Here is a 14,644-nt window from a genome sequence, read left to right as displayed (position 1 = left end):
GGTGACATATGAGCAAAAAATCAATCCAAAAGGTGTATGCACTCACACCGATGCAGGAGGGAATGCTGTATCATGCGCTGCTTGATCCGCATTCTTCCTCCTACTTCACACAATTAGAGCTTAGGATTCACGGAAGCTTTCAGCTCGAGCTTTTTGAAAAAAGTGTCAATGAGCTGATCCGGACATATGACATCCTGCGAACGGTATTCGTGCACCAGCAGCTTCAAAAACCGCGCCAAGTCGTATTGGCCGAACGGAAGACGAAAGTGCACTATGAAGATATCAGTCAATTAGATGAAGCTCGTCAAACCGAATATATTGAACGCTATAAACGCGACGTGCAGCAGCAGGGCTTTCATCTGGCGAAGGATATTCTTTTTAAAGCGGCGGTATTCAGACTCAGTGAGAAGGAGCTGTATCTCGTCTGGAGCAATCATCATATCGTCATGGACGGCTGGAGTATGGGCGTTTTGATGAAAAGCCTGTTTCAAAACTATGAAGCGCTTCGTGCCGGCCGGCCTGCCGGAGGAAGCCAGGGCAAACCTTACTCTGACTATATCAAATGGCTCGGAGGCCGGGATTATGACGAGGCAGAACAATATTGGAGCAGCCGCTTGGCGGATTTCGAACAGCCGAGCCTGCTCCCGGGCCGTCTGGCAGCAGAAAAGAAAGACTATCAAAATGAAGAATATTCTTTTGTCTGGGATGAAGAGCTGGTTTCGCAGATTCAGCAGACCGCCAACCGGCATCAAGTCACGGGGCCTAACCTGTTTCAAGCGGTGTGGGGCGCAGTGCTCAGCAAATACAACTATACAGACGATGTGGTGTTCGGCACTGTTGTATCAGGCCGTCCTTCAGAAATCAACGGCATAGAAACAATGGCCGGGCTGTTCATCAATACGATCCCCGTCAGAATCAAGATTGACAAAGAAGCAGCCTTTTCTGACGTGATGACGGCAGTTCAGAAAAACGCCGTGGAAGCCGAGCGCTATGATTATGTGCCGCTCTATGACATTCAAAAGCGCTCCGCTCTGGACGGCAGCCTTTTGAATCATTTGGTCGCCTTTGAAAACTATCCGCTGGACAAAGAGCTGGAAAACGGGGGCATGGAGGAAAGACTCGGCTTTTCCATTAAAGTTGAACATGCTTTTGAGCAGACGAGCTTTGATTTCAATCTCATCGTGTATCCGGGAAAAACGTGGACTGTCAAAATCAAATACAACGGAGCGGCTTTTGCTCATGATGCCATCGAACGAACGGCGCACCATCTGACCCGCATGATGAAAGCGGCGGTCGGAACGCCTGACGCGCCCGTTCGGGATCTAGGCCTTGTTTCAGGCGAAGAAGAGCGGCAGATTGTTGACATATTCAACGATACGAAAACGGCGCTTCCGGAAGAAGAGGCCGTTCACCGTTTGTTTGAAGCACAGGCAAACCGGACGCCCGCAAGCATCGCGATAAAAGAAGAGGGGCGCGAATGGACGTACCGTGAAGTGAACGAAGCGGCCAACCGCCTGGCGAGACATCTTGTGAAGAACGGGCTGGAAAAAGGCCGGACCGCCGCTATTATGAACGACCGGTCTGCGGAAACCGTTATCGGCATGCTTGCTGTCCTAAAAGCAGGCGGCGCATATGTGCCGATTGATCCTGCTTTTCCGGAGGACCGTCTCCGCTTTATGGCGGAAGACAGTTCGATTCAGATCGTGCTGACAGTTCAGGACTATCTGGAGCAAGCGGGCACATTGCAAGTCCCGGTCATCATGCTGGATGAAGGCGCGGATGAAACGGTAAGCGGAACAAACTTGAGTCTCCCTGCCGGCGGAAACGACTTGGCGTATATTATGTATACATCCGGATCGACCGGCAAACCGAAAGGCGTCATGATTGAACACAGAAATATCATCAGGCTCGTCAAACATTCGAATTATGTGCCGGTTCATGAAGAAGACCGCATGGCGCAAACAGGAGCCGTCAGCTTTGATGCCGGAACCTTCGAAGTCTTCGGTGCATTGCTGAACGGAGCTGCGCTTTATCCTGTTAAAAAAGAGACGCTGCTTGACGCCGGACAATTCGCCCAATTTTTGAAAGAGCAGCGGATCACGACCATGTGGCTGACGTCTCCGCTTTTTAACCAGCTTGCCCAAAAGGATGCCGGCATGTTTAACACGCTCCGGCACCTTATCATCGGCGGTGATGCGCTTGTACCGCATATCGTCAGCAAGGTGAGAAAGGCGTCACCGGAGCTGTCTCTTTGGAACGGCTACGGCCCGACGGAGAATACGACGTTTTCGACGAGTTTTCTCATTGATCAGGACTACGACGGCTCGGTCCCGATCGGGAAGCCGATCGGAAATTCCACTGCGTACATTATGGACGAAAACCGCAACCTTCAGCCGATCGGCGCTCCCGGTGAGCTGTGCGTCGGGGGAAGCGGAGTGGCAAGAGGCTATGTGAATCTGCCTGAACTAACGGAGAAGCAATTTGTCCGCGATCCGTTCAGACCGGATGAAATGATATACCGGACGGGGGACTTGGCGAAGTGGCTTCCGGACGGCACGATCGAGTTTCTCGGCAGAATTGACAATCAAGTAAAGGTCCGCGGTTTCAGAATCGAGCTCGGCGAAATCGAGGCGAAAATCAGCCAGGTGCAGAATGTGACGGAATCTGCGGCTGTGATCCGGAAAAATAAAGCGGATGAAAATGAAATCTGCGCTTACTTTACCGCAGACCGGGACCTTTCACCGGAAGACCTGCGCAAAACACTTTCGGAATCACTTCCTGAATACATGATTCCCGCGCACTTCATACAGATGAGTCAGTTTCCGCTGACGGCGAACGGAAAAATTGATAAAAAGGCGCTGCCTGAACCGCAGACTGAAGCCGTTCAAAAAGAATACGAAGCGCCGAAAACGGAAGCGGAGCAGAAACTCGCAGACATTTGGGAAGGCATTCTCGGCGTAAAAGCGGGTGTGACTGACAATTTCTTCACGATTGGCGGACATTCTTTAAAAGCCATGATGATGACCGCTAAAATTCAGGAGCACTTTCAAAAAGAAGTGCCGATCAAAGTGTTATTTGAAAAGCCGACCATTCAGGAGCTTGCGCATTATTTGGAGCATGAGAGTGAGGAGGAGCAGCAGTTTGAACCGATCCGGCAAGCACCTCATCAGAAGCATTATCCTGTTTCCTCAGCACAGCGCAGGATGTATATCCTTAATCAGCTCGGACAGGCCAGCACGAGCTACAACGTCCCTGCTGTACTTCTGCTGGAAGGATCAGTAGACAAAAACCGTCTTGAAGAGGCCATGCAGGCATTAATCAACCGTCATGAGACACTGCGTACATCGTTTGACATGGCGGATGGAGAAGTCGTGCAGACCATTCATGAAAATGTGAGCTTTCAGCTGGAAACCGCCGAGGGCCGGGAAGAAGATGCGGAAGAGCTGACAAAAGCCTTTATCAGACCCTTTGCGCTCAACCGTGCGCCGCTCGTCCGTTCGAAGCTGATCCGGCTTGAAGCTGACCGTCATCTTCTGCTGATTGACATGCATCACATTATTACGGACGGAAGCTCTATGGGCATTTTCATCGGTGATCTGGCAAAGCTTTATCAAGGCACGGAGCTTGCACTGCCAAAGATTCATTATAAGGATTTTTCAGTCTGGCAGCGTGAAAAAGCAAATCTGGATCAGCACGAGGCTTACTGGCTCGAAACGTTCAAAGGCGATCTGCCGGTGTTGGATCTGCCGCTTGATTTCCCGCGTCCTGCCGAGCGCAGTTTTGAAGGGGAACGCGTCATCTTCGGACTTGATAAACAGGTGACGGCGCAGATTAAGACATTGCTGGCTGATACGGATACGACGATGTACATGTTCTTGTTAGCCGCTTTTCAAGTGTTGCTGTCCAAATATTCAGGGCAGGAAGACATCATAGTCGGATCTCCGGCGGCCGGAAGACAGCATCCTGATCTCCAAGAGGTGCCGGGCATGTTTGTCAACACAGTCGCGCTTCGGTCGCATCCTGCCGGCAAAAAAACGTTCAAGCAATTTCTGGACGAGGTGAAAACAGCGAGTCTTCAAGCCTTCGAGCATCAAAGCTATCCGCTTGAAGAATTAATTGAAAAACTGCCGTTAACGAGGGATACAAGCCGGAGTCCGCTGTTCAGCGTGTTATTTAATATGCAGAACATGGAGATCCCGTCTCTGCGGCTCGGAGATTTGGAGATTTCTTCTTACTCCATGCATCATCATGTCGCTAAATTTGATCTTTCTTTAGAAGCGGCTGAGCGCGGAGATGAGGTCGGATTGAGCTTTGATTACGCAAAAGCCTTATTTGCGGACGAAACCATCCGCCGCTGGAGCGCTCATTTTGTCAATCTGATTAAAGCCTGCGCTGAAAATCCGGATATTCAGCTGGCCGAAGCAAGCCTGTTATCTGAACCTGAGCGGGAAGCGCTCCTCTCTGATGAAAAACGTACGGAAGCGGATCTCCCTGAGGGCACTTTTGTTTCGCTGTTTGAACGGCAAGCGCAAAAAACGCCTGATCTCACGGCGGTTGCGGGCGGAACAAGTCTGACATACCGGGAGCTTGATGAACAGTCGAACCGGTTTGCGCGCCATCTTCAGGCGTGCGGAGCGGGCAGTGAGGACGTCGTGGCTATTATGATGGATCGTTCGGCCGACTTGATTACCGCGATTCTCGGCGTCATGAAAGCCGGAGCGGCATTTCTCCCGATTGATCCGGAGACGCCTGAAGAGAGAATCCGCTATTCTCTTGAAGACAGCGGAACGAAGCTTCTGGTCGTCAATGAGAGAAACATGACCGCGGCCGCCGTTTATAAAGGAAAAACGGTCGTAATGGAAGGCGGAGAATGGCAGAACGAAAGCGCCGATCGGCTTGAAACAGAACCCGGCGCCGACCAGCTTGCATATATCATTTATACCTCGGGAACAACGGGCAAACCGAAAGGCGTCCAGCTGGAGCACCGCAATCTAGTCAATTATGTCACATGGTTCAGCCGTGAAGCCGGTTTGACCGAAGCTGACAAATCCGTGCTGCTGTCTTCTTACGCATTTGATCTCGGATATACGGCCATATTCCCGATTCTTCAGGCGGGCGGCGAGCTGCACATTGTGCCGAAAGAGACGTACACTTCGCCTGACCAGCTTGGTGAATATATACAGAAAAACGGCATTACGTATATGAAACTGACGCCGTCATTGTTCCATATGATCGTCAATACTGCCCGTTTTACGGCAGAACGCCGTTTCAGCCCGCTTCGTTTAGTGGTGCTTGGCGGTGAAAAAATCATCACGTCCGATGTCCGCAAGTTTCATGACGTATACGCCCATACTGACTTCATTAATCACTACGGGCCGACAGAAACGACGATCGGCGCCATTGCCGGACGGATCAATATGGAGCGGCTTGATCAATATGAGCAGCGTCCCGTCATCGGACGCCCGATCGCAAATACCGGCGCCCTTGTGCTGGACGGATCAATGCAGCTCGTTCCTCCGGGCGCAAGCGGCGAGCTTTATATTACCGGGAAAGGGCTTGCCAGAGGATATCTTCACCGTCCGCAGCTGACGGCGGAGAAATTTCTCCCTCATCCTTTTTCACCGGACAGCCTCATGTACAAAACGGGAGATGTCGTCCGCAGGCTTTCTGACGGGACGATTGAATTTATCGGCCGCGCGGATGATCAGGTGAAAATCCGGGGCTACCGTATCGAATTAAAAGAGGTTGAAACCGTGCTGTTAAGCGTAAACGGCATTCAGGAGGCGGTCGTTCTCGCAGTCAGCGAAGGCGGACTGCCGGAACTGTGCGCGTACTATAAAGCCGACAGCGAGCTGAAAGGCTCTGAGCTTCGCAAACAGCTTTCCGAAACGCTGCCGTCTCATATGCTTCCGGCTTATTTCATGCAAGTAGACCGCATTCCGCTCACAGCCAACGGAAAAACAGATAAAAACGCCCTTCCGAAACCGGGCGCAAGCCAAACGGCGCAAACAGCTTCAGCCTTGCCGGAAACGGAATTGGAGGAAAAGCTGTGCCGCATTTGGAAACAGACACTCGGTGCGGATACACTCGGCATCGACGATAATTTCTTTGATTACGGCGGACACTCTTTAAAAGGCATGATGCTCCTTGCCAATATCCAGGCTGAACTGGACAAAACGGTTCCGTTAAAAGCGCTGTTCGAACAGCCGACGGTCCGTCAGCTTGCCGCATATATCGAGAATTCAGCGGTATCTGAGAAATATCGGATGATCTCACCGGCAGACAGCGCTGACGCGTACCCTTTATCATCCGCCCAAAAACGGATGTACGTCCTGAACCAGCTTGACCGGGACACAATCAGCTACAATATGCCGTCCGTTCTTCTGATGGAGGGAGAAGTCGATATTTCAAGGCTTCAGGAAGCGCTCAATCAGATGATCAATCGTCACGAATCTTTGCGGACGTCCTTTATCGATCAAAATGGCCTGCCGATGCAGCGGATCACAGAACAGGCTGACATCGAGCTTCACATCTTTGAAGCAGCGGATGAAGAGAAAGCCGATCTTATCATTCGGGCATTCATTAAGCCGTTTGATTTGAGTGTGGCTCCGCTCATTCGGGCCGCTCTTGTCAGACTGAATGAACAGAAACACCTGCTGCTTTTGGATATGCATCATATTATTGCTGACGGCGTGTCCAGAAGCATGCTGGTCAAAGAGCTCGCTCAGCTTTACAAAGGCGGAAGTCTGCCGGCGCCGAGACTGCATTATAAAGACTTCGCCGTCTGGCAGAATGAGCCCGGGCAGGCCGAACGGATGAAAGAGCACGAGCAATATTGGCTCTCCGAGTTCTCCGGTGAGCTTCCTGAACTGAACCTGCCGACCGATTTTCCGCGTCCTCCGGTTCAAAGCTTTAAAGGACAGTCCGTCCGCTTCAGAGCGGGGCGTGAAACGGAAAAAGCGGTGCGTGAATTAATGGAGCAATCGGGAGCGACTCTTCATATGGTGCTTCATGCCGCGTTCCATGTCTTTTTAGACAAAATCACGGGACAGCGCGATATCATTATCGGCTCGGTGACTGCCGGAAGAACGAGCGCCGAAGTTCAGGAAATGCCGGGGATGTTTGTCAATACGCTTGCGCTTCGCAATGAAACGCGCAAAGAGCAGACCTTCGCCGGGCTGCTCGAACAGGTGAAACAAACCAATCTCGACGCGCTGGCGCATCAGGATTATCCGTTTGAAGATCTGATCGGAAAGCTTGACCTGCCGAGAGATATGAGCCGAAATCCGTTGTTCCAAGTCATGGTGACGACAGAAGATCCGGATAAAGAAACATTGGAACTGGAGAACCTGCGCATCACTCCGTATGAGTCGAACCAAGGCACGGCGAAATTCGATCTGACACTCGGCGGCTTTACGGATCAAGAAGGCCTCGGTCTTCAGTTTGAATATGCGACTGATCTGTTTAAAAAAGAAACAATTGAAAAGTGGAGCGCCGGGTTCCTGCGGATTTTGAAGCAAGCGGCAGAAAACCCGGACAGAAAGCTGCCTGAGATTTCCCTGATCAGTGATGCCGAGAAACAAGCCCTCCTTGACGCATGGAAAGGAAAAACAATTTCCGTGCCGCGGGACAAAACGGTTCACCGTCTCTTTGAAGAAACGGCCGCCCGCCACGCAAACCGTCCGGCTGCGGCATACAACGGCGCGAAATGGACGTACGGCGAGCTGAACGCAAGGGCGAACCGAATCGCGCGCATTCTCATGGACTGCGGCGTTACGGCTGACGAACGTGTCGGCATTTTGACGAAACCGTCCTTGGAAATGGCCACGGGTGTACTCGGCGTCCTGAAAGCGGGCGCGGCATTTGTGCCGATTGATCCGGATTACCCGAAAGAGCGCATCAGCTACATTCTGCAGGACAGCGGGGCAAAGCTGCTTCTCACGCAGGAAGCGCTCGACGTGCCGGAAAGCTACACAGGAGATACGATCCTGCTTGACGGCAGCCGCTCTATTCTGAGCCTGCCGCTTGATGAAAACGATGAAGCGAACCCGCAGACGGAAACAACGGCGGATCATCTCGCTTATATGATTTACACGTCAGGAACGACCGGACAGCCGAAGGGTGTCATGGTCGAACACCATGCGCTGGTGAACCTGTGCTTCTGGCATCACGACGTATTCGCCATGACGGCGGAGGATAAAAGCGCCAAATACGCTGGCTTCGGTTTTGACGCCTCCATCTGGGAGATGTTCCCAACATGGACCATCGGCGCGGAGCTTCACGTCATTGATGAAGCGATCCGGCTGGATATCACCCGCTTAAATCACTATTTCGAAGAGCACGGCGTGACGATCACTTTCCTGCCGACGCAGCTGGCCGAACAATTTATGGAGCTGGAAAATAGCTCTCTCCGCATGCTTCTCGTCGGAGGCGACAAGCTGAAGCGGGCGGTGAAGCAGCCGTACACAATCGTCAACAACTACGGGCCGACGGAGAACACCGTCGTCGCGACAAGCGGCGTCATCAATCCGGAGGAAGGATCGCTTTCGATCGGACGGGCGATTGCCAATACGAGAGCGTATATTCTCGGCGACGGCGATCAGGTGCAGCCGGAAGGCATTGCCGGTGAATTGTGCGTGGCAGGCCGCGGACTTGCGCGCGGATACCTGAACCGTGAGGAAGAAACGGCGAAGCGGTTTACCGCAGATCCGTTTGTGCCAGGCGAGCGCATGTACCGGACCGGGGACCTCGTCAAATGGAACGCGCAGTGCGGCATCGAATACATCGGCCGCATCGACCAGCAGGTTAAAGTGCGCGGCTACCGGATCGAGCTTTCAGAAATAGAAGTCCGTCTCGCCCAGCTTGCGGACGTTCATGACGCGGCGGTGACGGCGGTGGAAGACAAAGCGGGCAATACCGCGCTTTGCGCCTATGTCGCACCTCAGCAGGACGATATCGAAGCGCTCAAAGCCGCGCTGAAAGACACGCTTCCGGACTATATGGTCCCGGCGTTCTGGGTGGAGATGGACGAGCTTCCGGTCACCGCAAACGGCAAGATTGACAAAAAAGCCCTGCCGGCGCCGGACATTGAAGCGGGAAGCGCCGTGTACAAAGCGCCGGAAACGGAGATGGAGACGCTGCTTTCTGACATTTGGAAGGAAGTGCTCGGACTGGATCAGATCGGCGTTAGCGATAATTTCTTCACGCTCGGCGGCGACTCGATCAAAGGCATTCAAATGGCGAGCCGCCTGAATCAGCACGGCTACAAGCTGGAGATGAAAGATCTCTTCCAGCACCCGACTATTGAAGAGCTCGTCTCTTACGTGGAGCGGACGGAAGGCAAGCAGGCCGACCAGGGACCTGTCGAAGGCGAAGCGGAATTAACGCCGATCCAGCGCTGGTTCTTTGAGAAAAACTTTACGGACAAACACCACTGGAACCAATCCGTCATGCTTCACGCAAAAGACGGCTTTGATCCGGTTCTGGTGGAAAGAACCCTGCAAGCATTGATGGAACACCATGATGCACTGCGGATGGTTTACCGTGAAGAAAGGGAAGGCATCATTCAGACATATCTCCCTGTCAGTGAATGCAAGGCAAGCTTTGAAATCGTTGATCTGTACGGAACAGACGAAGACATGCTGAAAAGCCAGATTCAGCGGCTTGCCGATCAGCTTCAGGGCAGTCTTGATCTGAAGAACGGCCCGCTGTTAAAAGCGGAGCAATATCGGACAGAACAAGGCGATCATCTGTTAATTGCGGTTCACCATCTCGTCGTGGACGGGGTTTCATGGAGAATTTTGCTTGAGGATTTCGCTTCAGGTTATAAACAGGCGCAGCAGCAAAACAGCATCGTCCTCCCGCAGAAAACACACTCCTTTAAGGATTGGGCAGAGGCGCTGAGCACGTTTGCGCAATCAGAAGAGCTGAAGAAGCAGGCGGATTATTGGGCGCAGGCAGATGCAGAAGAACTCCAGCCGCTGCCGAAAGACCATGAGCCGACAAAACGGCTCGTCAAACATACGGCGGCCGTGAAATGTGAACTAACTGAGGAAGAAACGGCGCAGCTGCTTACAGATGTTCATCATCCGTACGGAACGGAAATCAACGACATTCTGCTCAGCGCGCTCGGCTTAACGATCGGTGAATGGACGGAAAACGGTAAAGTCAGCATCAACTTAGAAGGACACGGCCGGGAAGAAATCATACCGAATGTCAATATATCACGGACGGTCGGCTGGTTTACGGCCCAATATCCGTTGATTCTGCAGATCAGCAAGGAAGACGGCGTCTCTTCCGTCATTAAAACGGTAAAAGAGACGGTGCGGCGCGTACCTGATAAAGGCGTAGGATACGGGATTCTCCGGTATCTGTCATCCGATGAAACAGAAAAAGGCGTCACGCCTGAAATCAGTTTTAACTACCTAGGGCAGTTTGACAATGAAGTGAAAACCGAATGGTTTGAACCGTCTCCATATGATATGGGACGCCAAGTCAGCGAAGAGTCAGAAGCGTTATACGCACTGAGCTTCAGCGGGATGGTTACAGGCGGCCGCTTCGTCATTTCCTGCTCATACAATCAGGAAGAATATGAAAGAAGCACCGTCGAAGCACAGATGCAGCGGTTTAAAGACAACCTCCTAATGATCATCCGCCATTGCACGGCCAAAGAAGAGAAAGAATTTACGCCGAGCGACTTCAGCGCGCAGGATCTGGAGATGGATGAAATGGGAGACATCTTTGACATGCTTGAGGAGAATTTAACGTGATAAAAACAGTTAACAGAAGGGGGGAGCGGAGCAGATGAGCCAGTTCAAAAAAGATCAAGTTCAGGACATGTATTATTTGTCGCCGATGCAGGAGGGAATGCTGTTTCATACTCTCCTGAATCCCGGCCAAAGCTTTTATATCGAACAAATGACAATGAAAGTAAAAGGCAGCTTGAATATCAAATGCCTTGAAGAAAGCATGAATGTGATCATGGACCGGTACGATGTATTTCGTACCGTGTTCATTCACGAAAAAGTAAAAAGGCCGGTCCAAGTCGTATTGAAAAAACGGCAGTTTCAGATAGAAGAAATCGATCTGGCACACTTACCGAGCAGCGAGCAAGCAGCCAAAATCAATGAATACAAAGAACAGGATAAGATCAAGGGGTTTGATTTGACGCGGGATATCCCAATGCGTGCGGCTATTTTTAAAAAAGCTGAAGAAAGCTTTGAATGGGTGTGGAGCTATCATCACATGATTTTGGACGGCTGGTGCTTTGGCATCGTCGTGCAGGATCTGTTTAAGGTATACAATGCCCTGCGCGAACAAAAGCCATACAGCCTGCCGCCGGTCAAACCGTACAAGGACTATATCAAGTGGCTTGAAAAGCAGGATAAACAAGCATCACTGCATTACTGGCGCGAGTACTTAGAGGAATTTGAAGGACAAACGACATTTGCGGAGCAAAGAAAGAAACAAAAGGTCGGCTATGAGCCGAAAGAGCTGCTCTTCTCACTGCCGGAGGCGGACACAAAGGCGTTTAACGAGCTTGCAAAATCACAGCATACCACTTTGAGTACGGCGCTGCAGGCAGTGTGGAGTGTATTAATCAGCCGCTACCAGCAGTCCGGCGATTTGATCTTCGGCACAGTCGTTTCCGGACGTCCCGCAGAAATCAAAGGCGTTGAACATATGGTCGGGCTGTTTATCAATGTTGTCCCGAGGCGGGTGAAACTGTCTGAGGATACCACATTTAACGGATTGCTCAAGCAGCTGCAGGAGCAATCGTTGCAGTCTGAGCCGCATCAATACGTGCCGCTCTATGACATTCAAAGCCAGGCCGATCAGCCAAAGCTGATTGACCACATCATTGTGTTTGAAAATTATCCGCTTCAGGATGCAAAAAATGAAGAAAACAATGAAAACGGCTTTGAAATGGAGGATGTCCATGTTTTTGAGAAGTCGAATTATGATCTCAACCTGATGGCTTCCCCGGGAGATGAGATGCTGATTAAGCTTGCCTATAATGAGAATGTGTTTGATGAGGCATTTATCCAGCGCTTAAAATCACAGCTTCTCACAGCGATTCAGCAGCTCATCCAGAAGCCGGATCAGCCTGTTCATACGATCAGTCTTGTTGATGAAAAGGAAAGAGCGTTTCTGCTTACAGGCTTAAACCCGCCGGCTCAAAACCATCAGGCGAAGCCTCTGACAGATTGGTTCAAAGAGGCGGTGAATGTTCATCCTGATGCGCCGGCGCTTACGTATTCCGGCCAGACTCTTTCCTATCGCGAATTAGATGAGGAAGCGAACCGCCTTGCACGCCGTTTGCAAAAGCAAGGTGCGGGTAAAGGCTCCGTTGTCGCGTTGTACACGAAGCGCTCGCTTGAACTGGTGATCGGCATTCTCGGCGTACTAAAAGCAGGAGCGGCTTATCTCCCTGTTGATCCGAAGCTGCCGGAGGACCGAATCTCGTATATGCTGACTGACAGTGATGCAGCCTGTCTGCTGACACATCAGGAGATGAAAGAAAAAGCGGATCAGCTGCCGTATACAGGAACAACACTTTTCATCGATGATCGAGCACGGTTCGAAGAGCAGGCAAGCGACCCTGCAACCTCAATTGAACCCGATGATCCGGCATATATTATGTATACGTCCGGCACAACCGGAAAGCCGAAGGGCAATATCACCACTCATGCCAATATTCAAGGATTGGTCAAGCATGTAGACTACATGGCATTTTCTGAAAAAGATACGTTCTTATCCGTTTCCAATTACGCCTTTGACGCATTTACCTTTGATGTCTACGCGTCAATACTGAATGCGGCACGGCTCATTATCGCGGATGAACAGACAATGCTTGATACAGAACGGCTGACTGATCTGATCCGGCAGGAGAATGTCAATGTCATGTTTGCGACGACCGCACTTTTCAATCTTCTCACCGATGCGGGAGAGGATTGGCTGAAAGGGCTTCGCTGCGTGTTATTCGGAGGTGAGCGCGCGTCTGTGCCTCACGTCAGAAAAGCGCTTGAGATCATGGGGCCGGGCAAGCTGATTAATTGCTACGGGCCGACTGAGGGCACGGTGTTTGCGACAGCTCACGTCGTGCATGATTTACCGGATGCCATCTCTTCATTGCCGATCGGAAAGCCGATCAGCAATGCCAGTGTTTATATTCTTAACGAGCAAAACCAGCTCCAGCCATTCGGAGCTGTCGGTGAACTGTGCATCAGCGGAATGGGTGTATCAAAAGGGTATCTGAACCGTCATGATCTGACAGAGCAAATGTTTATCCCAAATCCGTTCAAGCCGGGAGAAAAGCTTTACCGCACAGGGGATTTGGCACGCTGGCTGCCGGATGGGACGATTGAATACGCCGGCCGTATTGACGATCAGGTCAAAATTCGCGGGCACCGGATCGAGCTTGAAGAAATTGAAAAGCAGCTGCAGGAATACCCGGGTGTGAAAGATGCGGTTGTTGTTGTTGACCGCCATGAGTCTGGAGATGCATCAATCAACGCCTACCTCGTGAACCGGGCGCAGCTGTCAGCCGAAGACGTAAAGGCGCACCTGAAAAAACAGCTTCCTGCTTACATGGTGCCGCAAACCTTTACTTTCTTAGAGGAGCTTCCTTTAACGACAAACGGGAAGGTCAATAAACGGATGCTGCCAAAACCGGATCCCGCTCAGCTGGCGAAAGAATGGATTGGGCCCCGAAATGCGACGGAAGAAACGATTGCACACATCTGGTCCGAAATTCTCGGCAGACAGCAGATAGGCATTCATGATGATTTCTTTGCACTCGGCGGGCACTCCTTAAAAGCGATGACGGCTGCGTCCCGTATTAAAAAAGAGCTCGGTACGGACATCCCGGTGAAGCTGTTGTTCGAAGCGCCGACAATCGCAGGCATTGCCGATTATCTGCTTCACGGTGAAGAAAAAGGGATGAAAGACCTCACCCTCATGAATAAAAATCAGTCTGACACACTGTTTGCGTTCCCGCCTGTTCTCGGTTACGGGCTGATGTACCAGCCGCTGGCAAAACATCTGTCCGGCTATAGAATCTGCGCGTTCGATTTTATCGAGGAAGACAGCCGTATCGAACGCTACACAGAGCTGATCAATCAGCTGCAGCCGGAAGGCCCGGTCAAGCTGTTCGGATACTCGGCAGGATGCACGCTCGCCTTTGAAACCGCCAAACGGCTTGAAGCCGGGGGACGTAAAGTGGAGCGGCTGATCATGGTTGATTCCTATAAAAAACAAGGCGTCAGCGACTTGGAAGGCCGCACCGTAGAAAGTGATGTCGAGGCGCTGATGAAGGTAAACAGGGACAATGAAGCACTGAATAACGAAGCCGTCAAAGAAGGGCTCGCGAAAAAAACAAATGCATTTTATTCTTATTTCGTGCATGCCGTCAGCACCGGCACCGTCAATGCGGATATAGATCTATTAACATCAGAACCGGACTTTGCGATGCCGCCGTGGCTCGCTTCGTGGGAGGAAGCTACGAAAGGTGAATACCGTGTGAAGAAAGGCTGCGGGACTCACGCAGAAATGCTTCAGGGTGAATATCTCGAAAGGAATGCGGCATTTTTGCTCGAATTCCTAAGAAATGAACATCTGAAGCTGACAACTTCACGATAGAAAA

At 51.4% G+C, this 14,644-nt stretch carries 2 protein-coding genes; both read left to right on the top strand.

The genetic code is table 11. From position 1 onward, the window contains the following. Positions 1-8: 8 nt before the first annotated feature. Positions 9-10,769, top strand: coding sequence for a surfactin non-ribosomal peptide synthetase SrfAB (srfAB, locus tag ACQE26_RS02525; protein ID WP_500470581.1), 10,761 nt, complete (start codon positions 9-11; stop codon positions 10,767-10,769). Positions 10,770-10,803: 34 nt separating this feature from the next. After that, entirely contained in the window at positions 10,804-14,640 is a 3,837-nt protein-coding gene (srfAC, locus tag ACQE26_RS02520; RefSeq protein ID WP_500470580.1) for a surfactin non-ribosomal peptide synthetase SrfAC, read from the top strand. Positions 14,641-14,644: the final 4 nt, after the last annotated feature.

This window comes from Bacillus sp. 5RYD7K (genome assembly GCF_059831465.1).
The sequence above is the reverse complement of the archived record's forward strand: the minus strand, read 5'-3'. Positions and strand labels throughout refer to the sequence as shown.